The 25,440-nt window shown below is 38.5% G+C and carries 23 protein-coding genes; 22 read left to right on the top strand and 1 reads right to left on the bottom strand.

Going from position 1 to position 25,440, the window contains the following annotated elements:
- Positions 1–10: 10 nt before the first annotated feature.
- From def to IGJ46_RS11860, 8 genes are all read left to right on the top strand, one after another.
- Positions 11–505: a peptide deformylase gene (gene def / locus IGJ46_RS11895; protein WP_002371656.1), complete on the top strand. Its 495-nt coding sequence runs from the start codon at positions 11–13 to the stop codon at positions 503–505.
- Entirely contained in the window at positions 498–1,439 is a 942-nt protein-coding gene (gene fmt / locus IGJ46_RS11890) for a methionyl-tRNA formyltransferase (protein ID WP_002365369.1), read from the top strand. The genes def and fmt overlap by 8 nt, the downstream gene beginning before the upstream one ends.
- Positions 1,440–1,444: 5 nt before the next feature.
- On the top strand, positions 1,445–2,824 hold the full coding sequence (gene rsmB / locus IGJ46_RS11885; RefSeq protein ID WP_016626283.1) for a 16S rRNA (cytosine(967)-C(5))-methyltransferase RsmB: 1,380 nt from the start codon (positions 1,445–1,447) through the stop codon (positions 2,822–2,824).
- Between the two features lies 1 nt (position 2,825).
- Positions 2,826–3,575 carry a Stp1/IreP family PP2C-type Ser/Thr phosphatase gene (locus IGJ46_RS11880; RefSeq protein WP_002354922.1) on the top strand — a complete coding sequence of 250 codons (750 nt, stop codon included), beginning with the start codon at positions 2,826–2,828 and terminating at the stop codon, positions 3,573–3,575.
- Entirely contained in the window at positions 3,572–5,728 is a 2,157-nt protein-coding gene (ireK, locus tag IGJ46_RS11875) for a serine/threonine protein kinase IreK (protein WP_033597585.1), read from the top strand. Before IGJ46_RS11880 ends, ireK begins: the two co-directional genes overlap by 4 nt.
- Positions 5,729–5,976: 248 nt before the next feature.
- A complete protein-coding gene (rsgA, locus tag IGJ46_RS11870; protein WP_002378814.1) occupies positions 5,977–6,870 on the top strand; it encodes a ribosome small subunit-dependent GTPase A in 894 nt (297 codons plus the stop codon).
- A 23-nt stretch (positions 6,871–6,893) separates the two neighbouring features.
- A complete protein-coding gene (rpe, locus tag IGJ46_RS11865; RefSeq protein ID WP_002354925.1) occupies positions 6,894–7,547 on the top strand; it encodes a ribulose-phosphate 3-epimerase in 654 nt (217 codons plus the stop codon).
- A complete protein-coding gene (locus IGJ46_RS11860) occupies positions 7,544–8,188 on the top strand; it encodes a thiamine diphosphokinase (RefSeq protein WP_002361010.1) in 645 nt (214 codons plus the stop codon). Before rpe ends, IGJ46_RS11860 begins: the two co-directional genes overlap by 4 nt.
- A 102-nt stretch (positions 8,189–8,290) precedes the next feature.
- On the opposite strand, the gene rpmB is transcribed toward IGJ46_RS11860, so the two are convergent.
- Complete coding sequence (gene rpmB, locus IGJ46_RS11855) at positions 8,291–8,479, bottom strand: 50S ribosomal protein L28 (RefSeq protein ID WP_002354928.1); 189 nt, start codon at positions 8,477–8,479, stop codon at positions 8,291–8,293.
- Positions 8,480–8,763: 284 nt separating this feature from the next.
- Here rpmB and IGJ46_RS11850 point away from each other — a divergent pair, with 284 nt between their 5' ends.
- The 14 genes from IGJ46_RS11850 to opp2A all read left to right on the top strand — a co-directional run bounded on the left by IGJ46_RS11850 (position 8,764) and on the right by opp2A (position 25,238).
- Entirely contained in the window at positions 8,764–9,654 is an 891-nt protein-coding gene (locus IGJ46_RS11850; RefSeq protein WP_002370094.1) for an ABC transporter ATP-binding protein, read from the top strand.
- A complete protein-coding gene (locus IGJ46_RS11845) occupies positions 9,647–10,888 on the top strand; it encodes an ABC transporter permease (RefSeq protein ID WP_002370093.1) in 1,242 nt (413 codons plus the stop codon). The genes IGJ46_RS11850 and IGJ46_RS11845 overlap by 8 nt, the downstream gene beginning before the upstream one ends.
- A gap of 228 nt (positions 10,889–11,116) precedes the next feature.
- The gene (locus IGJ46_RS11840) at positions 11,117–12,445 is read left to right on the top strand and encodes a sensor histidine kinase (RefSeq protein ID WP_002403257.1); all 1,329 of its coding nucleotides are present in this window, start codon (positions 11,117–11,119) and stop codon (positions 12,443–12,445) included.
- A gap of 1 nt (position 12,446) precedes the next feature.
- Complete coding sequence (locus IGJ46_RS11835) at positions 12,447–13,166, top strand: LytR/AlgR family response regulator transcription factor (RefSeq protein ID WP_002388606.1); 720 nt, start codon at positions 12,447–12,449, stop codon at positions 13,164–13,166.
- A gap of 211 nt (positions 13,167–13,377) precedes the next feature.
- Positions 13,378–13,740: an Asp23/Gls24 family envelope stress response protein gene (locus IGJ46_RS11830; RefSeq protein WP_002354933.1), complete on the top strand. Its 363-nt coding sequence runs from the start codon at positions 13,378–13,380 to the stop codon at positions 13,738–13,740.
- 82 nt (positions 13,741–13,822) lie between these two features.
- Entirely contained in the window at positions 13,823–15,499 is a 1,677-nt protein-coding gene (locus IGJ46_RS11825; RefSeq protein WP_002354936.1) for a DAK2 domain-containing protein, read from the top strand.
- Positions 15,500–15,750: 251 nt separating this feature from the next.
- Positions 15,751–17,787 (top strand): ATP-dependent DNA helicase RecG, encoded by a 2,037-nt coding sequence (gene recG, locus IGJ46_RS11820; RefSeq protein WP_002372822.1) that lies wholly within the window; start codon positions 15,751–15,753, stop codon positions 17,785–17,787.
- Positions 17,788–17,889: 102 nt separating this feature from the next.
- Positions 17,890–18,891 (top strand): phosphate acyltransferase PlsX, encoded by a 1,002-nt coding sequence (gene plsX, locus IGJ46_RS11815; protein WP_002354938.1) that lies wholly within the window; start codon positions 17,890–17,892, stop codon positions 18,889–18,891.
- A gap of 136 nt (positions 18,892–19,027) precedes the next feature.
- A complete protein-coding gene (acpP, locus tag IGJ46_RS11810) occupies positions 19,028–19,267 on the top strand; it encodes an acyl carrier protein (RefSeq protein WP_002354939.1) in 240 nt (79 codons plus the stop codon).
- 263 nt (positions 19,268–19,530) lie between these two features.
- A complete protein-coding gene (gene opp2D / locus IGJ46_RS11805) occupies positions 19,531–20,571 on the top strand; it encodes an oligopeptide ABC transporter ATP-binding protein Opp2D (RefSeq protein WP_002365359.1) in 1,041 nt (346 codons plus the stop codon).
- Positions 20,571–21,515: an oligopeptide ABC transporter ATP-binding protein Opp2F gene (gene opp2F, locus IGJ46_RS11800; RefSeq protein ID WP_002354942.1), complete on the top strand. Its 945-nt coding sequence runs from the start codon at positions 20,571–20,573 to the stop codon at positions 21,513–21,515. The genes opp2D and opp2F overlap by 1 nt, the downstream gene beginning before the upstream one ends.
- The gene (opp2B, locus tag IGJ46_RS11795; RefSeq protein WP_002354943.1) at positions 21,515–22,477 is read left to right on the top strand and encodes an oligopeptide ABC transporter permease Opp2B; all 963 of its coding nucleotides are present in this window, start codon (positions 21,515–21,517) and stop codon (positions 22,475–22,477) included. The genes opp2F and opp2B overlap by 1 nt, the downstream gene beginning before the upstream one ends.
- 27 nt (positions 22,478–22,504) lie before the next feature.
- Positions 22,505–23,428, top strand: a complete 924-nt coding sequence (opp2C, locus tag IGJ46_RS11790; protein ID WP_002365358.1) for an oligopeptide ABC transporter permease Opp2C — start codon at positions 22,505–22,507, stop codon at positions 23,426–23,428.
- Positions 23,429–23,456: 28 nt separating this feature from the next.
- Positions 23,457–25,238, top strand: a complete 1,782-nt coding sequence (gene opp2A / locus IGJ46_RS11785; RefSeq protein ID WP_002378964.1) for an oligopeptide ABC transporter substrate-binding protein Opp2A — start codon at positions 23,457–23,459, stop codon at positions 25,236–25,238.
- The last annotated feature ends 202 nt before the right edge of the window (positions 25,239–25,440 follow it).

Genomic DNA, 25,440 nt, shown 5'->3' with positions numbered 1-25,440 from the left:
AGGAGCACTTATGCGCTATCCAGTTGTGATTCACCCGAACGAACACTTAAAAATGAAGGCTCAACCTGTGACGATTATTACCGATGAAATTGTGCAGCTACTAGAGGATATGTATGAAACAATGCTGGCCCATGATGGGATTGGCTTAGCAGCCCCGCAAATTGGTAAAAATTTGCAAATGGCAGTGATTGAAATCGATGAAGAATCTGGTCGTTTTGAACTAATTAATCCAGTGATTATTGAAAAAAAGGGAACCAGTATTGATGTGGAAGGCTGTTTAAGTATTCCAGAAACATATGGAACCGTTGAACGAGCAGATGAAGTGACTGTCCGTTATTTTGACCGTGAAGGTGAAGAAATGGAAGTTACGGCTTACGGCTATTTAGCTCGAGCTTTTCAACACGAAATTGATCATTTGAATGGCGAGTTATTTATCGATAAAATGATTGAGAAAATTGCACCAGAAGATTTAGAAGCGTATATGGAGGAACATTTTGATGACTAAAATTGTATTTATGGGCACACCAGCCTTTTCTGTTCCGATTTTAGAAAGTTTAATCGAGGCAGGCTATGACGTTCAAGCGGTTGTCACGCAACCAGATCGACCAGTTGGCCGAAAAAAAGTGATTACCCCAACGCCTGTCAAAGAAGCAGCTTTAAAACATAACTTATTAGTCTTACAACCAGAGAAAATTTCAGGTTCTCCTGAAATGGAAAAAGTGATTGACTTAGCACCAGATTTAATTGTGACAGCAGCCTTTGGTCAATTTTTACCAGAGAAAATCTTAAAAGCGCCCAAACTAGGTGCGATTAATGTCCATGCCTCACTTTTACCAAAATATCGTGGCGGCGCACCTGTACATTACTCGATTATTGAAGGAGAAAAAGAAACAGGCGTCACGATTATGGAAATGGTGAAAAAAATGGATGCTGGCGCGATTTTATCGCAACGTGCAATTCCGATTACGAAACAAGATGATGTAGGCACCATGTTTGAAAAATTAAGCATTCTAGGAAAAGAACTTTTATTAGAGACGTTACCTAAGCTAATTGCTGGCGAAATCACGCCTATTCCACAAGTGGAAGAAGAGGCTACTTTTTCACCAAATATTACTCGAGAACAAGAACGAATTGACTGGCAAAAAACCGCTGAGGCAATTGATAACCAAGTGCGTGGTATGCGTCCTTGGCCAACAGCGTTCACAACCTACCAAGGGACCAACTGGAAAATTTGGGCAGTGACACCACTGACTGAAACAACAACCAGCGCCCCAGGAACGATTATCCAACGTAGTAAAAAAGCGCTGTGGATTGCTTGTGGTGAAGGGACAGTCCTTCAAATTGATCGCCTGCAACCAGCAGGTAAAGGTCAATTAACGATTCAAGAATTTTTAAATGGCGTTGGTCAAAATGTCGCAGAAAAAGATAAGGTGGACTAACAAAAATGGCTGAAAAAATCCCCAAGAAATTAAAACGTTCTGTTCGATACGTTGCTTTAGAAACCATCGAACGTGTGGATAAAGGTGGGGCGTACTCCAATCTTTTACTTAATGAAATGATGACAAAATCAGAACTAAGCGAGAAAGATGGCCGCTTGTTTACAGAACTTGTCTACGGCACAATTAGTCGCAAATTATTGTTGGAATACTACTTATCACCATTTGTTAAGAAACCGCAAAAAGTCGATAATTGGGTGAAAAATTTATTGATTTTATCGTTATATCAATTACTTTATTTAGATAAAGTGCCCGATCATGCAGTCATTAATGAAGCGGTTGAAATTGGCAAACGTCGTGGCAATCCTGGGATTGGTAAATTCGTGAATGGCGTGCTGCGGGCGTTCCAACGAAATGGAGCACCTAGTTTGGCCGCAATTAGCGATCCAGTTGATCGTTTAGCAACGGAAATTAGCATGCCACGTTGGTTAACAGAAAAATTACTTGCCCAATTAGGCGAAGAAGAAACACGGCAGTTAGGTTTATCATTATTTGAAAAAAGCCATGCGAGTGGCCGAGTAAACACACGGTTTATTTCACGAGAAGAAGCGCTGGAAGAATTACAAGAAACAGGGATTGCCGCGAAGGAAAGTCAACTTTCCCCTTATGGTGTTGTCGCTGAAAAAGGCTACTTAGCTGGTAGTGAACTGTTTATTAACGGTTGTTTAACCATTCAAGATGAAAGCTCTATGCTCGTGGCTCCAGCGATGCAAATTGAACCGCATCATCGTGTCTTGGATGCTTGTGCGGCTCCTGGCGGCAAAACGACTCATATCGCAACTTTTTTAGAGGCTGAAGCAGGTGGTCGTGTGACTTCTTTAGATATTCATGCGCACAAAATTAAGCTAATTAATGAAAATGCGCAACGCCTCCATGTGGCGGATGTCGTCCAAGCAGAAAAGCTTGATGCGCGACAAGTGGCCGAAGAATTTCCCGCAGAAACCTTTGATCGGATTTTAGTTGATGCGCCATGTTCAGGCTTAGGGCTAATGCGCCGTAAACCAGACATTAAATACCATAAAACGGCTAATGATTTTCAAAATTTACCTAAAATTCAGTTAGAAATCTTAGAAAGTGTTGCCCCAACACTAAAACAATGGGGTATAATGGTCTATAGCACTTGTACTATTACGCCAGAAGAAAATCAGGAAGTGGTGGCAGCCTTTTTAGCCAAACACCCTGAATTTGAAAAAATTGAAATTGTTGCAAATGAAAACGTCCAAGCAGTAGTAAAAGAGCAAGAACTGGTTCTGTATCCCCATCAATACATGACAGATGGCTTCTTTATTTGCTGTATGCGGAAAGTTAGTTCAAATGAGGTGAAATAATTTGGAAATCAACGTTCAATCAGATGTCGGTCGCAAAAGAAATACGAACCAAGATTATGCCAACGTTTTTGAGAACCAACAACACATAACCTTTGCTGTTTTAGCAGATGGCATGGGTGGTCACCAAGCAGGTGATGTCGCTAGCCAAATGGCAGTCAATAATTTAGGTGAGAGTTGGTCCAATGCGTCTGTCGACTCAGCTGAAAAATCTGCACAGTGGTTAATTCAAGCAATTCAAAAGGAAAATGAAAAAATTTATGAACGCGGACAATCGAAACCAGAGTATTTAGGAATGGGGACAACCGTGGTTGGTGCCATTCTTTTACCGGATTCATTTGTCTTAGCAAATGTGGGGGACAGTCGTGCTTATTTAGTTCGTGACCAACACATGTTACAATTAACAGAAGATCATTCTTTAGTGAATGAACTAGTAAAATCAGGGGAGATTACTCGTGAGATGGCTGCAAATCATCCACGAAAAAATGTCCTAACACGTTCTTTGGGAATGCCTGGTACTGTCGAAGTCGATGTAACCAATCATGAATGGCTGCCTAATGACTATTTACTGTTATGTTCGGACGGTTTAACCAATATGGTTCCTGAGACAAAAATTTTAGAGATTTTAGAGACGTCAGATCCCTTAGAATCCAAATTAAGCCAACTCGTTGCCCAAGCAAATGAAGCGGGTGGTTTAGATAACATTACCGTGTTAGTGATACACTTTGACGAACAGAAGGAGGAAAACCAATGATAGAAATCGGCAAGAAGCTGAATGGTCGATATCACATTATTGGCAGCATCGGAAGCGGCGGCATGGCCAACGTCTATTTAGCACACGATTTAATTTTAGACCGAGACGTTGCAGTAAAAGTCTTGCGCTTTGACTTCCAAAACGATCAAGCCGCCATCCGACGTTTTCAGCGTGAAGCACTAGCCGCAACTGAGCTGGTTCACCCGAATATCGTCAGTGTGTACGATGTAGGCGAAGAAGATGGACTACAATATTTAGTCATGGAATATGTGAAAGGAATGGACTTAAAACGTTACATCCAAACGCATTTCCCAATTCCTTATTCCACAGTTGTGGACATTACGCAACAAATTTTATCTGCTGTCGCAATGGCACATGAACATAGAATTATTCACCGGGATTTAAAACCGCAAAACATTCTGATTGACGAACACGGCACAGTCAAAATTACTGACTTTGGGATTGCGATTGCCTTGTCAGAAACGTCAATTACGCAAACGAACACAATGTTAGGTTCGGTGCATTACTTATCGCCAGAACAAGCGCGCGGAAGCATGGCGACCAACCAATCAGATATTTACGCTGTGGGAATTATTCTCTATGAAATGCTAACAGGGAATGTACCTTTTGATGGTGAATCAGCCGTAACGATTGCCTTAAAACATTTTCAAGAAGAAATTCCCTCTGTCAAAATGTTTGATCCAGGGATTCCTCAATCATTGGAAAATGTGGTTCGTCATGCAACAGCAAAAGACCCAAGCGATCGCTACAAAACAGCGAATGAGATGGCAGAAGACTTATACACGTCCTTGTCAGCCAGTCGTTTAAACGAACCTGCGTGGGAACCAACGGCTTTATTAGGAGAAACGAAAGTATTAACTCCGATTCCCGAAGACATCGCTGAACCGGAAGAGACAACGCCTGTCGAAGTCCCAGAAGATATCGCAGATGACATTTTAGCTGAACAACCACCGAAGAAAAACCGTAAAAAATTGTGGATTGGCTTAGCAATTGCGGCATTAATTGCTTTAGCAATAGGTGGCTTAGCCTTTGCAATGTCGGGTGGTAAAGACGTTGAAGTTCCTGATGTTACAAATGAAACGAAAGCGGACGCTTCACAAGCGCTACAAAGTGCCGGGCTGAAAGTCGATAGTGAAACCAAAAAAATTCCCGATGATAAGATTGAAGAAGGCAAGGTGGTCAAAACAGACCCCGAAGCAAAATCATCTGTGAAAAAAGGCCGATCTGTTACTTTGTACATCAGCTCTGGAACAGAAAAAATTGAGATGGCCGATTATACAAACGAATCGTATGAATCTGCTGTCGAAGCCTTGAAAAAACTAGGGTTTTCAGAAGACCAAATTACAACGAAAAAAGAATACAGTGATTCTGTGTCTACGGATAGCATTATTAAACAAAAACCAGCTGCAGGTAAAAAAGTTGATCCGAAAAAAGACAAAGTCACTTTAACGGTCAGTGAAGGACCAGAAGCGGTTACTTTGCCTAGTTACGCCGGTTATTCTTACACAAATGCAGTAAATGCACTGGCACAGTTAGGCATTTCTGAATCTCAAATTACGCGTGTCGACCAAGCAAGCGATACGGTAGAACCAGGTTTAGTCATTACGCAAGACCCCGCACCAGGGGGCACCGTGACACCTAAAAATGGTCAAGTGACGTTATATGTAAGTAAAGGTAGCGACAAAGTGACACTTTCTGATTATAGCGGAATTTCTTACGATAATGCGGTAAGTCGCTTAATTGCTTTAGGTATCCCAGAATCTCAAATTAAACGAGTGGACGAAGAAAGCGACAAAGTTGAAAAAGATACCGTGATTAGTCAAGAACCAGCTTCTGGTACCGCTGTTGATCCGAAAAATGACACGATTACTTTACATGTCAGCAAAGGCAGTGACTCAGTAACTGTTCCTGATATTTCAGGTTATTCGCCAAAAGCTGCAGAAGACAGCATCAATAACGCTGGTCTTAAAATCAATGAACAAGGATTATCTGGCTCTGGCGATGGCCAAGTCGTTGAACGAACTAGCCCATCCGCTGGCAGCAAAGTCAAAAAAGGCGACTCTGTTACGGTTTATTATTCAAAAGCAAATGATTCAAAAAGCACCACTAGTGAAAGTAGTACGAGTAATTAAGACAAGAGGTTGGGACAGGAGTGTTTAGCTTCAAGAACCAAGTAGGTACTGTTTAACATCTATTTGCTTTTCGAATAGTGTTTCTCAGCAATAAGAAGAAGCTGTTCCTGTTCCGCCGTTTATCTTAAGGTTTAAGTCTAGGAAGGTAAGTCATTTCGACTTATGTCCTAGGCTCTTTTTAATTAATAGAATCGAGAGGCTCCCTTGATTTCTCTGCCACTATCCTGTATATTCGAAAGTAGTTAGGAGTGGTTTATCTGAAAGGTCAAATCAGAAAAGCGTTAAGCGGTTTTTATTATGTATACGCAGATGGAGAAACATATCAAACAAGAGCGCGAGGGAATTTTCGTAATCGAAAAATTACGCCACTCGTGGGAGATGAAGTGCTTTTTGAAAGCGATAATTTAACAGATGGTTATGTGTTGGAAATTTTACCAAGACGAAATGAATTAGTGCGCCCGCCTGTTGCAAATGTGGATCTAGGTGTGGTTGTCATGAGTATGGTTTCGCCAAATTTTTCGTTTAATTTGTTGGATCGTTTCTTAGTCAGCTTAGAGTATAAGGATATAGAACCAGTTATTTATTTAACGAAAGTTGATCTATTAGATGAGCCGCAACGTCAACAAGTCACTGAAATTAAACAGATTTATGAAGCGTTAGGTTATGCGGTGATCGCTTCGGAAGACGTAGAAGCCACCAAAGAATTAGAACGCTTTTTCCCAGAACGGTTGACTGTTTTTATGGGACAATCAGGCGCTGGAAAATCAACATTGTTGAATCAAATTTCACCAGAATTACAATTAGCAACTGCGGAAATTTCCCAATCTTTAGGACGGGGCAAACATACGACCCGTCACGTGGAATTGATTCCGTTATACGACGGTTTGGTTGCTGATACACCAGGATTTAGTGCCATCGATTTCTTGGAGATGGAAGCAGTGGAATTACCAAAGCAATTTCCTGAATTTGTTGCCGCGGCCTCTCACTGTAAGTTTCGTGAATGTATGCACCACAAAGAACCTGGTTGTGAAGTGAAACGTCAAGTGGAAGCGGGAACCATTGCGACGAGTCGTTACGAAAATTATTTACAGTTTTTAATGGAAATCGAGAATCGACGACCTGTTTATAAGAAAAAATCATAGCAAATATAAAGGGAGCGAGCCAAATGAAACTAGCACCATCCATTTTAAGTGCCGATTTTGCCAATTTAGAAAGAGATATCCGTTTAGTAGAAGAATTAGGAGCAGATTATATTCATGTTGATGTCATGGACGGTCAATTTGTGCCCAACATTACCTTAGGACCGAATATCGTTTCAGCGATTCGTCCAGTGACAAAACTACCATTGGATGTTCATTTGATGATTGTACAACCTGAAAATTATATCAATGCCTTTGCGGAAGCCGGTGCGGATATTATTACTGTCCATCAAGAAGCAACACCCCATATTCATCGTGCCTTACAAATGATTAAAAATGCGGGTGTGAAAGCTGGCGTAACCATCAATCCTGGGACACCACTTTCGATGATCGAAAATGTATTAGATTTGGCAGATCAAGTCTTGGTAATGACTGTCAATCCAGGCTTTGGCGGACAATCATTTATTGAAAACTCACTAGAAAAAATTGCTCAATTAAAAGAATGGAAAGAAACAAAAGGATACACCTATGAAATTGAAGTCGATGGCGGGATTGTTCCTGAAACTGCCGCACGTTGCAAAGAAGCTGGTGCGGAAGTGTTCGTTGCAGGCTCCTACATTTATAATGCTGAAAATCCTCAAGAACGAATCGATGCACTGAGAGCAGTGCTAGACAAATGAGTCGTGTCTTACTGGTAGCTGGGGGCAATCCAAGTGATTGGCCAACCATTGAACCAGCTACGTATGATTATTTCGTAGGTATTGATCGCGGCTGTCTCCATTTATTAGAGGCCGATTTACCGTTACAATTAGCGGTGGGCGATTTTGATTCATTATCACGAGAAGAATACCATTTTGTCCAAGAAACTGCCGAAACACTCATTCAAGCACCTGCTGAAAAAGATGATACAGACACACAATTAGCGCTTCAAGAAGCTTTACAACGATTTCCACAAGCAGAGATGACGATTATCGGTGCGACAGGGGGCAGAATTGACCACCTGTTAGCCAATCTTTGGTTACCCTTTGAACCACGATTTCAAGGCGTACTTCGTCAAATCCGTCTATGCGATCGTCAAAATAGCATCCAGTATTACGCCCCTGGTTCGTATATCGTACCAAAAGAGCCAGATAAAGAATATCTGGCCTACTGCTGTTTGACGCCTGTAGAAAACTTGACGCTACGACGCAGTAAATATTTATTAACCAATCAAGATGTTCCTTACCCAACATCGTATGCAAGTAATGAATTTATCGAAGAAGCCGCTGCTTTTTCCTTCGATGCAGGGATGATTGCGGTTATTCAAAGTAAAGACAAGTAAAAAGAGGTTGGACCTTCATCAATGCGATGAAGGTCCAACCTCTTTTTTTATGCAATAAAAAAAGCCGAACAACGAACGTCCAGCTTTGCTTATTTAAGTTTATTAAACACGTTCGATTTTACCAGATTTCAAAGCACGAGTTGACACCCAAACTTTTTTAGGTTTACCATCGATTAATACGCGAACTTTTTGTAAGTTAGGTTTCACAGTGCGTTTTGTTGAGTTCATCGCATGTGAACGGTTATTACCACTTGAAGTCTTACGACCAGTGAAGTAACATACTTTTGCCATTTTAAGTTTCCTCCTTTGCCTTGATCTTGGAGCGATAATATTCAGCTCATACTAACTTAATTTATCATATTAGGCACTGATTTGCAAGAAGATTTTTAGTGACTAACAACAAAAGTAGCTTGTCAGGTGATAGTTTTTCATTGTCTGATTTTAAATACTTAAGAAATCCATGCACAAACGTAAGACGATAAAGATGAAAATTTAAGAGTTCAAGAAAAAAATGTAGTGTTCCGTGTTTGATTAATATAATTAAAGTACTTAGATAAATGAAAAAGGAGGAAAATATGAGCTTAGAAATTAAAAAGTTGAAAAAGAAAATGAATGAGCAGGAAATTATTAAAGGAATCAATTTGACTATTCCAGAAGGCGAAATTTACGGCTTCTTAGGCGCAAACGGTGCAGGTAAAACTACTATTTTCCGCCATATTTTAGGCATCTACTCTCCTGATGAAGGGGAAATAACATGGCAGGGACGTAAAGTTGATCGCTTTGATGCTAAAGAGGTCGGTTATCTTCCAGAAGAGCGTGGACTATATCCGAAAAGAACGGTGAGACAACAATTAACTTTCTTTGGGAAGCTCCGTAAAATGAAAAAGAAAGAAATTGAAAAAAGTATCCTCTTTTGGCTGGATTTTTTTAAGATACAAAAGAACGTAGATCGAAAAATTAGTGAATTGTCAAAAGGGAATCAACAAAAGATTCAATTTATTGCGTCGATCATTCATGGACCCAAGCTTGTCATTTTGGATGAACCATTCTCTGGGCTAGACCCGATTAATGCGAATCAACTAAAAGAAGCAATTCTTTTTTTGAAGGAAAATAGTGCTACGATAATTTTCAGCTCTCATCAAATGGCAAACGTAGAAGAAATCTGTGAAAACATTTGTATGATGAAAAAGGGTGAGGTTCTTTTAGAAGGAAATTTAAAAGAAATCAAAGATGAAACGGATAAAAGAAAAGTGATTGTTCAGGCTGATTTTGACAGAGAAATATTAAAACAAGATTTTGAAATAGAATCGTATAAAGAAGAAAATGATGTTATTTCTTTTTATGTAAAAGATGAATGTACTGCGAAGAAAATTCAAAAATTTATTTTTCAATCAGAAAATATTCAGCAATTCAGAATTGAGCCAATTTCGTTAAATGATATTTTTCTAGAAAGAGTGGGTGAGTAAAGTGAAAAATATAGTGACGATTGCTTTAGAAACATACAAACAAAAAGTCGTGTCAAAAGTGTTTGTTATTATACTGTTGGTTTTGATAGTAGGGACATTTTTGGGAATGAATTATGAAGGGATTCTAAAAAAAGAGGAACCAAGTAAAGAAACCATCCTTGTTGTTTCAAATAATCAAGAGACTGTTACTATGCTGAAAGAAGTTGGTAAAGGTACCAATCTGAACTTTGTTGACGGCGGTCAAAAGTTATCAGATGCTGAGAAAGAGCTGAAAGATAGAGCGAGTAAAACCATTTTGAAAATTGAAAAGAGTAGCGCTGGTCTATACGAAGGAAAAATTTATTACGAAGGAGCTCTCCAATATAATGTGTCTGAACAATTACAAAGTCTTGTAACCACTGTAAATCAATCGATTAAATTAAATCAATTAAATATTGATGCGGCGCAACAACAGTTTTTGAATGAAAGCACACGTTTATCCTTAGAATCTTTAGCTGGAAATCAAGATAATTCGGTTCAAACATTAATACTAGTTTATATTGTTGGTTTTATTCTCTACATTGCAGTTATGCTCTTTTCTACAATGGTTGCCCAAGACATTGCGGTGGAAAAGAGTTCAAGAGTTATGGAAATTTTACTCACAACAATTACACCAGTTCAGCATTTAATTGGTAAAATTGTTGGCATTGGGCTAGTTGGGGTAACGCAAGCAGCAGCAATTTTTGGGGCTGCGTATGCATCTTATGGAATTTTTGGAGATAGTACAGGAGTATTTGACTTTTTGAGTGAAGGCAAAAATAGTCAAGCAATCATCTTAGCTATCATATGTTTCGTTTTAGGTTATTTGCTATATTCTGTTACGGCTGCTATTTTAGGTTCTGTTGTTTCCTCTGTTCAGGAAGTTCAACAGTTGATGTATATTTTGATTATTCCTTTATTTATTGCGATGTTTATGGTAATGATTCTTGCAGCTGGATTAGGAAGTAACCAAGCGACTATCATTTCATCTTATATACCGTATCTATCACCGATAGTCATGTACGCACGTTATATGCTGGGGGATGCATCGTTAAATGCTTTTGCAGTAGCGATGGGAATTAATCTGGTCTTTACTATGATTTTAGCGTTTCTAGGCAAAAGTGTTTATCAAGGGGGCGTATTTATTTATAGTGGAGATAAACTTATAAATGTTTTCAAAAAAGCGTTTAAATCTGGGAAATATTATGTTAGATGAGTATAAAAAATCTTGTCGCAACTCTCATGTATAAAACATTTATTTTGATAAATAAAAAAGTAATTGAAATTGTACACTCAGTATAGCGAGTGTACAATTTTTGTTTATAGCGTAATAGTCGGGCACCGAAATCTACTTTTTCTCAGTTTCACTTATAAAGAAAGCTTGAATTGTCTTTTATTAGAGTATATACTTTTTTTATTAACTGAAATATAAGGAGGTTTTAATTTGGCGAGGTTTGTTTTTATTCTAAGTAATATCACGGCAGTGGTTCAAGTGTTCTTTAATTATCTAAAGTCAAAAGTAGTAAAGCTTAATAAAAAAATTACTTTACATAGTATTTTCGGATTGATGGTTATCGCAATTTTGAATGGCAAAATAATTTCTGCTATAGGAATGTATGGATTTGCTTGGATTTATTTGAGTATAATAATTTTAGGTTATTTTTTTATCTCTAAAAGCCTTATTAAAGTTTTAGGTATAAATTCTTATATCGTCATTATTTCAGCTATAAGTGGTCAGTTTGTATCCTTTATAAAGGAAAAAATATTTGGCACAGAACTAATTTTTTCAAGTAATTTAACTATGTTTTTACATAGTACATTTCGGCTAGCACTATCAGTAATTCTGACGATATTAATGATAAAGGGGATAAAAAAACTAGAAAAAAAGTTTTCTATTATCAATGAATGTCTTCTGCTTTTTAATTTGATAGGAATCGGCACAATGATTATCTACTATACCAGCCTGGTTTTAGGAAAATATTTGGGGAATAACAAGGAAATAATTGTAGTAAATTCAATCTTTCTCACGCTCTATTTAGTCGTTTCATTAATTTCTTTTATTGTGTATCTTAGTTCGCTCAAAAATAAATATGATATTCAACAGAAGGAAACAGAATATTTAGAAAATCAGAGATATATGGAGGCAATGGAGAAACAATTCAAGGAGATTCGGAAGTTTCGGCATGATTATAAAAATATCCTAAATTCATTAGAAGATTTTATTGTAAGTGGAGATTACGAGAGTCTTAATGACTATTATTTCAGTAAAATAAAGAAAGCATCAAAATGCATTGATCAAAATGGGTTCAAGTTAGAAGCGATTGGAAACATTCGAGTAAGAGAAGTTAAAAGTCTCCTTGTGTCTAAGTTGATTTCAACGCAAGAAAAAGGAATGGATGTACAGTTAGAAGTGACTGAACCAATTGAAGAATTAGCCATTGATTCAATTTCTTTGGTTAGAATACTAGGTATTTTTTTAGATAACTCTATAGAAGAAATCGAATTTTTAGGTGAGGGTAAGCTTGTAATCGCTGTATATAAAGATGCCTCTGCTGTACATATTATTATCCAAAATTCATGTAGGAAAAATTTACCAAAATTCCATCTACTTAAGCAACGCGGTTTTTCATTAAAAGGCACTGATAGAGGAATGGGATTGAGTAATGTTCAAGAATTGCTTCAATCCCTAAATAATGTTCAACTAGCTACCTCCATTAGTGATGGATGGTTTACTCAAAAATTGACGATTGAAAACAATAGGAGGTGCGAATAAGGTGATTTCTATTATTATTTGCGAAGATGATTGGCGACAACGACAAATGTTGGAAACCTATGTTAAAAATTACATAATGATGGAAAGTCTTGATATGGAACTGGTTTTTTCAACAGGAAATCCGTTAGAAGTACTTGAATTTGTCAAAAGTCAGTCTAGAATAATTGGGTTATATTTTCTAGATGTTGATTTACAACATGAAATGTCAGGATTAACCTTAGCAGCTAAAATCAGAGACTACGATAATTTAGGTAAAATCGTTTTTGTCACAACACATGGGGAACTGTCCTATCTGACGTTTACGTATAAAGTGGAAGCGCTGGACTATATCATTAAAGACAACAAAGAACATCTACAGCAGAAAATCTGTGAAAATATTCAATTGGCTCATGAACGTATAACTAGTGAACGTGGAGATACAAAAAAATTATTTAAATTTAAGGACGGCGATACCATTCGGTCTGTAGATATGACAACAATCATTTTTTTTGAATCTTCTTCCGTATCGCATAAAATTGTTTTACATCTTGAAAACGGAGAAATTGAATTTTATGGTTCCTTAAAGGAGATTGAAGAACAGTCTAATGACTTTTATCGTTGTCACAAATCATATTTAATCAACCGCAAGCATATAAGTAAAGTTATAAAAAGCGAACGGATTGTCGAAATGAGTAATGGAGAAAGATGTTTAGTCTCAGTGAGAGCCATGAAAAACCTCTAAAATCAGCAGACAAGATTCAATGAACCAAGTCGAATCTTGTCTTTTTCTGCATTGACAATGCACGACAAACGTTGTAAATTGTACAAATGTTGGTAATTATGAGGAAGGGTCTATAATATCTGACGAACTTCCTTTTAATTAAAGGCTGGATATGATAAAATGTTATGGAAGAAAATAGGGCGAATGTGCTCTTATAAGGAGGCTTTCATCAATGGCTGTAAAAATTCAAACACCCGCAGGTACCATTGAGATTACCAATGATGTGATCGCTACAGTAGTTGGCGGAGCTGCGACAGATATTTACGGAATTGTCGGAATGGCAAGCAAAAATCAAATTAAAGATAACTTAAACGATATTTTACGTCGTGAGAATTACTCACGTGGTGTCGTTGTTCGTCAAGAAGACAACGGAATCGCAGTGGATGTCTACACGATTGTTAGTTATGGTACAAAAATTTCTGAAGTTTCTCGTAACGTCCAAGAAAAAGTAAAATATAATCTTGAAACATTATTAGGTGTCACTGCGAATTCAGTTAACGTTTTTGTTCAAGGAGTTCGTGTATTACCGGATTAGAGGTAGTGTACTGTCAACGATGCAATTGCACAAGAAAGTCGTGTGTTGCCGTTAGCGGTAAATCTGAAGGAGGATTTTTTAGGTGAATGTAACAGAAATCAGCGCAGGTCAGTTCCAGGAAATGGTCCAGGCAGGTGCGACTCGTCTGCACACAAATGCAGAATATGTCAACTCATTAAACGTTTTCCCTGTACCCGATGGTGATACAGGAACAAATATGAACTTATCAATGACCAGTGGTGCAAAGGCTGTGGCCGATTCTCGCTCTGAAAAAGTAGGAGAATTAGCAGGTGCGTTATCCAAAGGGTTATTAATGGGTGCTCGTGGAAACTCTGGGGTTATTTTATCTCAATTATTCCGCGGCTTCTCAAAACAAATTCCTGAGGTTACAACATTAAATGCCAAAGACTTGGCCGCTGCATTTACACATGGTGTAGAAACAGCGTATAAAGCAGTGATGAAACCCGTTGAAGGAACAATCTTAACTGTTTCTCGTGAAGCGGCGCGTTCTGGTGAACGTAAAGCGAAAGAAACAGATGACTGTATCGAAGTTATGACAGCTGTTGTAGCAGGTGCTAAACGTGCCTTAGCGAAAACACCTGATTTATTACCTGTCCTAAAAGAAGTCGGCGTTGTAGATAGTGGGGGTCAAGGACTACTATTTATCTATGAAGGATTTTTAGAAGCGCTTAGTGGTGAATTTTTACCAACTGAAACCTATGAACCAAGTCCTGCCGAAATGGACGAAATGGTTAATGCTGAACATCACCGTGGTGTTAGTGGTCACGTTGCGACAGAAGACATTAAATTTGGCTATTGTACAGAAATTATGGTTCGTATCGGCGAAGGCCCAACCGTGGACAGCGCTTTTGATTATGAAACATTCAGAAACTACTTAAATGAACTAGGCGATTCTCTATTAGTCGTTAACGATGACGAAATTATCAAAGTTCACGTACACACTGAGCATCCAGGTGAAGTGATGAACTACGGCCAAAAATTTGGTTCGTTAGTAAAAATAAAAGTAGACAATATGCGTTTACAACATGAAACGTTAGTTGAACGCGATGCTCAGCAAGAAGCGTTGACTGAAAAAGTTCGCGTACCGTTTGCTGTGATTGCTATTGCAGCCGGTGAAGGCGTTCAAGAATTATTCCGAAGTTTAGGTGCAAGCTACATTATTAGTGGTGGCCAAACAATGAACCCAAGTACGGAAGATATTTTAAAAGCAGTCAAAGAAGTGAATGCAGAGCAAGTCATTATCTTACCAAATAACAAAAACATCTTTATGGCAGCTGATCAAGCAGCAGAAGTTGCCGATGTACCAGTAGCGGTTGTTCCATCTAAAACCATTTCTCAAGGAATGACAGCAATGTTAGCTTTCAATGATCAACAATCATTAGAAGAAAACAAAGCAAGTATGACGGAAATGTTAGACAGCGTTGTGAGTGGTCAAGTAACCACAGCTGTTCGTGACACAACCATTGATGACGTTGAAATTAAAAAAGATGACTTCTTAGGAATGATTGATGGTAAAATCGTCGTTTCTGAAGCAGATCGTTTTAATGCATCATTAGACACGTTGAACCGCATGATCGATGAAGACACTGAAATCGTGACAATTATTGTCGGCGAAGATGGTTCGGTTGAAGAAGCTGAAAAGCTAATCGCTATTTTAGTTTCTGAAAACGATGAACTAGAAACAGAACTTCATGAAGGTGGACAACCTGTGTATCCATACTTATTCTCAGCAGAATAGGTTTTCGTGATGAAAAAATAAAAACGAATAAAGCCTGGAACAAAAATCACTTTGGATTTTTGTTCCAGGCTTAAAAATTGATAAACGGCGGGAACAGAAGCAACTCCTTCGGAAATAAGCCGAAATTCTCCAAAAATTATAGAGCAATTTTCGGAAATTCCTTCTTATTTCTCGGAGTTAAACACTTCTGTCCCGACCTCGATTTAATGAATGATCCATTTTTTTGCGTATATTAATGAGGAGGGGATTTTATGGACATCACAGATTTAGTCAGCGTATTGCCCGGTGTTGGCCCAAAACGTGCTGAAAATTTACAAGAACTGGGGATTGCTACAATTGAAGACTTATTGACGTATTATCCCTTCCGCTACGATGATATCCAAGAAAAGGATTTAAGCGAGATTCAGGATCAGGAAAAAGTTACGCTAAAAGGGCTAGTGGTTTCGGAAGCAGTCGTTAGTCGGTACGGTTATAAGAAGAGCCGGTTAACGTTTCGAATGATGCAAGAACATGCGGTCATTAATGTTTCCTTCTTCAATCAACCTTTTTTAAAAGACAAAGTAGTTCTTTCCGAAGAAATTGCTGTTTATGGCAAATGGGACGCCAAGAGAAAATCATTAAATGGCATGAAAATCTTAGCTTCTAAAGGAGACAATGAAGATTTCGCCCCCATTTATCATGTGAATAAAAAAGTCCGCCAAAGCACGTTGGTTCAGTTAATCCGCACTGCTTTTGAAGAGTATGGTTCACTGATTGAAGAGATTTTACCGAATGATTTATTAGAAAAGTACCGCTTGATGCCTAGAAAAGAAGCAATGTGGGCGATGCATTTTCCCAGTAATCCAGAAGAAAGCCATCAAGCTAAACGACGAGTAGTCTTTGAAGAGTTTTTCCTTTTCCAACTTAAAATGCAAGGACTGAAGAAACAAGAAAAAGCGGAAAAAAATGGTTTAGCTATTCAATATGACGTGGATCGCTTAAAAACGTTCACCCAAGGACTGCCTTTTGAATTGACAGGCGCCCAAAAAAAAGTGACCAATGAAATTTGTCGAGACTTGCGAAGTCCAAAGCATATGCAACGATTGCTTCAAGGTGACGTGGGGAGTGGGAAAACGGTAGTGGCTGCGATTGCGCTATACGCCACCATGACCGCTGGCTTTCAAGGGGCGTTAATGGTTCCGACTGAAATTTTAGCGCAGCAACACATGGAAAGCTTACAGCAGTTGTTTGATCCATTAGAAGTGCGAACGGCCTTATTAACAGGTTCCACCAAAACGAAAGAACGTCGTCTAATTCTCGAAGAACTGGCCAATGGCGAGATTGACATTGTGGTAGGGACCCATGCTTTGATACAACAAGATGTCAGTTTCCATCAATTAGGTTTGGTAATCACCGATGAGCAACATCGTTTTGGTGTGAATCAGAGAAAAATATTAAGAGAAAAAGGCTTAAAACCAGATGTTCTATTTATGACGGCCACTCCGATTCCTCGAACGCTGGCCATTACAGCCTATGGCGAAATGGATGTATCAATCATTGATGAAATGCCAGCTGGACGGATTCCAATCGAAACACGTTGGATTCGGCCGCCGCAGTTAGATACTGTTTTAGAATGGATGGAAAAAGAGCTAGCTCGAGGACATCAGGCCTATATTATTTGTCCCTTGATTGAAGAATCCGAAGCCTTAGATGTGAAAAACGCAACAGAAATTTTTGAACATATGCAAAGCTTTTATTCCCCAAGATATCAAGTGGGATTACTACATGGTAAAATGAAAAACCAAGAAAAAGATGACATTATGCAGGAGTTCAAAGACAATCAGCTACAATTATTGGTTTCTACCACCGTTATTGAAGTTGGCGTGAATGTACCAAATGCCACGGTGATGTTAATTATGGATGCGGACCGGTTTGGGTTAGCACAATTACATCAGTTACGGGGACGTGTTGGGCGTGGCTCCAGTGCTTCTTATTGTATTTTAGTAGCCAATCCGAAAAATGAAATGGGCGTTGAGCGTATGAAAATCATGACAGAAACCACCAATGGTTTTGTCTTGAGTGAGCGTGATTTGGAACTTCGCGGACCTGGGGAAGTGTTCGGTGCACGGCAATCAGGGGTGCCTCAATTTGCGGTAGGAGATATCGTGACGGACTTTAACATTTTAGAAGTTGCGCGCCAAGAAGCAAGTGCCCTATGGCAAGTGAAAGAATGGTGGCAATATCCTGCTTATCAAGGCTTAGCCAATCGAGTGAAACCCCAAGATGAGGCAGCCCAATTTTTCGATTAGAAGAGGTAATTTTTGAAGCCAGAAAGTAAAAGCCAATGCGTATTTCTTTGAAAAAAATATGTTATACTTGTTAGGAAACAAAAAAGTAGGAGGGAATCACTCATGAAAATTGCTGTAGATGCAATGGGTGGAGATAACGCCCCACAAGCAATTGTTGAAGGGGTTATGCTAGCCAAACAAGACTTCCCAGACATTGAATTTCAATTATATGGAAAAGAAGCCGAAATAAAAAAATACATCACCGATGAAAAAAACATTACGATTATTCATACCGATGAAAAAATTGCTAGTGACGATGAGCCAGTTAAAGCAATCCGTCGTAAGAAAACTGCTTCCATGGTTTTAGCAGCGCAAGCAGTTAAAAATGGGGAAGCCGATGCGATTTTTTCTGCAGGCAACACCGGAGCGCTATTAGCAGCGGGTCTGTTCATTGTCGGCCGCATCAAAAATGTGGAACGTCCCGGTTTGATGTCAACTTTACCTGTCATGGGAGAACCAGACAAAGGGTTTGACATGTTAGATTTAGGAGCCAATGCAGACAATAAACCAGAACATTTGGTTCAGTATGCCGTTTTAGGTTCATTCTATGCTGAAAAAGTTCGGAACGTTCAGAATCCTCGTGTCGGTCTATTAAATAACGGAACTGAGGAAACAAAGGGCAGTGAATTAACGAAAAAAGCCTTCGAATTGTTAGCAGCAGATGAAACGATTAATTTTGTCGGAAACGTTGAAGCACGAGAATTATTAAATGGCGTAGCTGACGTGGTGGTGACAGATGGCTTCACAGGAAATGCCGTTTTAAAATCCATCGAAGGCACAGCTATGAACATGATGAGTTTGCTGAAAACAGCGATTCTTTCTGAAGGTGTCAAAGGAAAAATGGGCGCCTTATTATTAAAGAATGCGTTGCGTGGCATGAAAGACGAAATGGACTACTCAAAACATGGGGGGGCGGTTTTATTTGGCTTAAAAGCGCCAGTCATTAAAACGCATGGGGCCACGGGTCCTGATGCCGTCCGCTACACCATTCGTCAAATTCATACAATGTTAGAAACCCAAGTTGTCCCACAATTAGTGGAATATTATGAAGGCAAAGCAGAGTAATTTGCAATTGTCTTGACATCAGTTTGTTACTCAAATGAAAAAAAGATGGACAAATACCCAAATTGTGAGTACAATGTATCTTAGCGTTTTAGTAAAAGAAAGAACCTTTTTTCAAAAGCAGTGGAGGTGAATACAGTTGACTCGTGAAGAAGTACTTCAAAAAGTAGCGAAGATTATCTCAAACCACTTTGATATTGAAGCGGATCAAGTAACAGATCAATTAAACATTAAAGATGATTTGAACGCTGACTCAATTAGCGTAATGGAGTTTGTTTTAGAACTTGAAGATGAATTTGGAACAGAGATTTCAGATGAAGATGCAGAAAAAATTGAAACAGTTGGTGCCGCTGTAGATTATATTGTGAGTAATTCATAAAAAATAATAAGACAAAGTCGATTAACATTCCTGTTAATCGACTTTTTTTGCGTACATAATGGTTATTTTATTAAGCAATAAGGCTATTTTTACACATATTTTTGTAAAAAAAATCATACATGTAAAAAAATAACTGCGAAAAAAGTTATTTTATCTTGCTTTTTATGGAATAATTCTATAAAATTATGAAAAAACAATGAGCTGTAAATTAACATTGATAAAAATTAGAAAGTGCTATCATTAAATATTAGTTAATTTATATAATGTTTTTGAAAGGACGTAAGGGGTGCGTATGGATGCAAGGAAATGAACAATTACTAGAGGTTTCAGGATTAGAAACAGCATTTAGAATCAAAGATGATTATTATAATGCCGTCGATGATGTTTCATTTGAATTGAAGAAAAATGAGATTCTGGCAATCGTCGGAGAATCTGGTTGTGGAAAAAGTACCTTAGCAACAACGATTATGGGCTTACATGATCCCAATCATACCAAAATTACTGGGGAAATTTTATACAACAATTTAAACTTAACTACGTTTAATGAAACATTGTACAACAAAGTCAGAGGAAACGATATTGGGATGATTTTCCAAGATCCGTTGTCTGCACTGAATCCGCTCATGCGAATTGAAGACCAAATTAAAGAAAGTCTCACGTATCATACCAAAATGACCGCACAACAAAAACAAGCACGGGCCATTGAACTGTTAGATCAAGTGGGGATTCCCAACCCAGAGCGTGTCGGGAAACAGTATCCTCATGAATTGTCTGGCGGCATGCGCCAACGGGTGATTATTGCCATTGCAATCGCGTGTAAACCACCGATTTTAATTGCAGATGAACCCACAACGGCCTTAGACGTTACCATTCAGGCACAAATTCTCGATTTGTTAAAAGATTTGCAAGAAGAAACAGGGAGCGGCATTATTTTAATTACCCATGACTTAGGTGTAGTTGCGGAAATGGCTGATCGTGTAGCGGTTATGTATGCGGGTCAGTTTGTAGAAGTAGCCACTGCTGAAGAATTGTTTAGTCATCCGAAACATCCATATACACGTTCCTTACTTCAGTCCATTCCCCAAGAGAATTCAGATGAAGAAGAACTTCATGTGATTGAAGGGATTGTTCCTTCGTTAACCAAATTACCTAGAAAAGGTTGTCGGTTTGCCCCACGAATTCCTTGGATTGATGCATCGGAACATGAAGAAAATCCAACATTACATGAAGTTGCACCGAATCATTTTGTTCGTTGTACATGTTATAAACATTTTCATTTTAGAGACGGGGAAGGGGAAGCGTAATGACAGAAATTATTCAAATTAAAGATTTAAAAGTTCATTATCCAATTCGCAGCGGCTTCTTCAATCGAATCACTGATCATGTTTTGGCGGTTGATGGTGTGGATTTCATGATTGAACAAGGTAAAACGTATGGGTTAGTTGGTGAATCGGGTTCTGGAAAATCAACGACAGGAAAAGCAATTATTGGTTTAGAAAAAATTACAAATGGTGAAATTATTTATCAAGGACAAGATGTAACCAAGCCGCGAAGTCGAAAAGCGATTGGATACAACAAAGATGTCCAAATGATTTTCCAAGATTCGATGTCAAGTTTAAACCCTAAAAAACGAGTACTAGATATTATCGCCGAACCAATTCGAAATTTTGAACGGTTAAGTGACCAAGAAGAAAAGAAAAAAGTCAAAAGTTTGTTGGACATTGTGGGGATGCCAGAAGATGCGTTGTACAAATATCCTCATGAATTTTCTGGTGGACAACGCCAACGTTTAGGCGTCGCCCGAGCGGTGGCTACCAGCCCAAAATTAATTATTGCAGATGAACCTGTTTCAGCACTGGACTTATCTGTGCAAGCACAGGTATTGAATTTTATGAAGAACATTCAACAGGAATATGGGTTAAGTTACTTATTTATTTCCCATGATTTGGGCGTAGTTAAACATATGTGTGACAACATTGCCATTATGTACAAAGGCCGTTTTGTAGAAATCGGTACACGCCAAGATATTTACACTAATCCACAACACATTTATACCAAACGCTTACTTTCAGCAATTCCTAAAATTGACGTAGCGAACCGAGAAGCTCACAAAGAAGAACGAAGAAGAGTTGAGCAAGAGTATCGGGAAAATCATAAAGACTATTATGATGAAAATGGGCGGGTTTATAACTTACATGCGATTAGTCCAACCCACCAAGTAGCGTTAAAAAATGGAGGTGCTGAATAATGTGGAAAACAATTTTACGCCGTTTGTTATTGATGATTCCGCAAGTGATTATTTTAAGTGTCTTGATTTTCCTGTTGGCTAAAATGATGCCAGGTGATCCGTTTACAGGATTGATTAATCCGAACCAAGACCCGAAAGTGATTGAAGCCATGCGCGAAGCTGCCGGGTTAAATGATCCTTGGTACGAACAATATTTCCGTTGGATTGGCAATGCCTTACATGGAGATTTTGGTCATAGTTTTATCTTTAAATTACCTGTGTCCACGCTCATTGCTGGTCGGGTGGGGAATACGATTGCATTGGCTGCTGTGTCAGTTATAATCACGTATTTAATCGCCATTCCTTTCGGTTTAATTGCTGGCCGTTACCAAAATTCATGGTTTGACAAAATGGTGGTTATCTATAACTTCTTCAGTTTTGCCGTGCCATTATTCATCTTTGCCTTGATTATGCTCTTTATTTTTGGGTATCGCTTAGACTGGTTCCCAACGAGTGGAACCGTGACTGTTGGTTTGGCTGAGGGAACGTGGCCGTATTATTTAGATAAACTGAAGCATTTAATTTTACCAGGGGTCACTCAAGCGTTGCTAGGGACAGCGGTCACTATTCAATATTTGCGGAGTGAAGTGATTGATGTTAAAAACATGGACTTTGTTCGTACTGCTCGTTCAAAAGGAGTGCCAACGAATAAAATTTTTAATCGACACATTTTTAGAAATGCAGCATTACCAATTGCCTCTCAATTAGGTTATGAAATTACTGCTTTGATTGCCGGATCAGTCGTTATTGAAAAGATTTTTGCTTTCCCAGGAATTGGAAAATTATTTATTGATAGTATCATTCAACGTGACTATTCCGTTATTACCGCTCTCGTGTTGATTTTGGGATTGGCAACCCTTATCGGAACCTTAATTTCTGATATTGTAATGAGTATTGTTGATCCAAGAATTCGAATTCAGTAGAAAAAACACGAAGAAAGGGTGATAAAAATGGAATTGACAGAAGAAAAAAGAGAAGAAGTCTTACAAGAAAGTATTCCACCAATGGGCTTTCGGATGATTGCGCGAGAATTCGTCAAAGAAAAAATGGCGATGTTTTCTTTAATCCTTTTGGTTATTATCTTATTAGCCGTTTTTATCGGTTCGTTAGTGTTAGACCAAAGTGCCGTTATGCATGTAAGTATTTTAGATAAATATGCGGAACCAGGTACCGTTACAATGAATGGCACCAAGTTCATTTTAGGTGCCGATGAAGGGGGTCGTGATGTTTTAGGACAATTGATTATCGGGGCTAGGAACTCGATTTTAATCGGTTTTGCCATTACGATTATTACGTCTATTATCGGGGTCGGTTTAGGGATTATTTCCGGTTATTATGGAGGCATGATTGATAATATTTTGATGCGTATCGTGGATTTTATTATGATTTTGCCAATTATGTTAATTATTATTGTGTTCGTTTCCGTGATTCCTAAATATAGTATCTGGTCCTTTATTTGGATTATGTGTGCGTTTTATTGGGTTGGAAAAGCGCGGTTGTTCCGCAGTAAAACGTTATCTGAAGGGCGCCGAGATTACGTTAGTGCCTCTAAGACAATGGGAACAAGCGATTTTAAAATTATGTTTCGAGAAATTATGCCGAATTTAAGTTCGTTAATTATTACGAACTTAACGATTAATTTCGCGGCCAATATCGGGATCGAAACAACGTTAACTTTCTTAGGCTTCGGGTTACCACAAAGTGTCCCAAGTTTAGGAACCTTAATTGGCTACGCCAGCAGTGGGGACGTATTAGTCAATAAACAATGGGTTTGGTTACCTGCATCAATTCTAATTTTAGTCTTGATGTTAAGTATAAACTATGTTGGACAAGCATTTAAGCGCTCAGCAGATGCACGACAACGATTAGGCTAATTAGCCAAAAAATGAGGGAGGAAAAGAGATGAACAAGAAACGGATTTTAGGTGCAATCACGTTAGCTTCTGTGTTAGTATTCGGGTTAGCTGCATGTGGTGGCGGCAATAAAGGCGGGGGCAATAAAGCAACGGAAACAGAAGACATTTCAAAAATGCCAATCGCTGTTAAAAATGATAAAAAAGCAATTGATGGCGGGACATTAGATGTCGCTGTAGTTATGGATACACAATTCCAAGGACTTTTCCAGCAAGAATTTTATCAAGACAACTATGATGCACAATACATGCTTCCAACAGTACAGCCATTATTTAACAATGATGCCGACTTTAAGATTGTCGATGGGGGTCCTGCGGATCTGAAATTAGATGAAGATGCCAATACAGCGACCATTAAATTACGTGACAATTTGAAATGGTCTGACGGTAAAGATGTGACAGCCGATGACGTGATTTTCTCTTATGAAGTCATTGGTCATAAAGACTATACAGGGATTCGTTATGATGATAACTTTACGAATATTGTTGGCATGGAAGACTACCATGATGGTAAATCGCCAACCATTTCTGGCATAGAAAAAGTCAATGATAAAGAAGTTAAAATCACTTATAAAGAAGTTCACCCAGGAATGCAACAATTAGGTGGCGGTGTTTGGGGTTCTGTTTTACCAAAACATGCCTTTGAAGGAATTGCTGTTAAAGACATGGAATCAAGCGATGCAGTTCGTAAAAACCCTGTAACTATTGGACCATACTACATGAGTAATATTGTGACAGGTGAATCTGTTGAATACCTACCAAATGAGCATTACTACGGTGGTAAACCTAAATTAGATAAATTAGTGTTCAAATCTGTTCCTTCTGCGAGTATTGTAGAAGCGATGAAAGCGAAACAATACGATATCGCATTATCAATGCCAACAGATACGTATCCAACATACAAAGATACTGAAGGGTATCAAATCTTAGGACGTCCCGAACAAGCCTACACGTATATTGGCTTTAAAATGGGTACGTTTGACAAAGAAACCAATACAGTGAAATACAATCCAAAAGCTAAAATGGCAGATAAAAGCTTACGTCAAGCCATGGGCTATGCAATTGACAATGATGCAGTCGGCCAAAAATTCTACAACGGCTTACGAACAGGGGCAACAACGTTAATCCCACCAGTCTTCAAGAGCTTGCATGATAGCGAAGCGAAAGGCTATACGCTTGATTTAGACAAAGCGAAAAAATTATTAGACGATGCTGGTTATAAAGACGTAGACGGCGATGGCATTCGCGAAGACAAAGAAGGCAAACCACTAGAAATCAAGTTTGCTTCAATGTCAGGCGGCGAAACTGCACAACCACTTGCTGATTACTATGTCCAACAATGGAAAGAAATTGGCTTAAACGTAACGTATACAACAGGACGCTTAATTGATTTCCAAGCATTCTATGATAAATTGAAAAATGATGACCCAGAAGTAGATATCTATCAAGGCGCGTGGGGCACAGGTTCAGATCCTTCACCAACCGGCTTATATGGTCCAAACTCAGCCTTTAACTATACACGTTTTGAGTCAGAAGAAAATACTAAATTACTTGATGCGATTGATTCAAAAGCATCATTTGATGAAGAAAAACGTAAAAAAGCCTTCTACGATTGGCAAGAGTATGCCATTGATGAAGCGTTTGTAATCCCAACGCTTTACAGAAATGAAGTCTTGCCTGTCAACGACCGTGTAGTTGACTTTACTTGGGCAGTTGATACGAAAGATAATCCATGGGCAACGGTGGGTGTCACAGCAGACTCACGGAAATAAAAAAACAGATTCTAGAAGACATAAAGCTCTTCTAGAATCTGTTTTTTTGGATAGGATAGTTTCTTAGACCATCTTATTTTATGTGAAAATTTTTGTTACTTTAAGTAATTACAATTTATATGTATGCGTTATTTTTTGTTATAGATGAATTGTTTTTTATGCAGTATGGTTTTTGATGGGAGGTTCTGTTTTTTTATTTTAT

It is taken from the genome of Enterococcus sp. AZ120 (assembly GCF_050546165.1).
GTDB classification, from domain to species: Bacteria; Bacillota; Bacilli; order Lactobacillales; family Enterococcaceae; genus Enterococcus; species Enterococcus faecalis.
The sequence above is the reverse complement of the archived record's forward strand: the minus strand, read 5'-3'. Positions and strand labels throughout refer to the sequence as shown.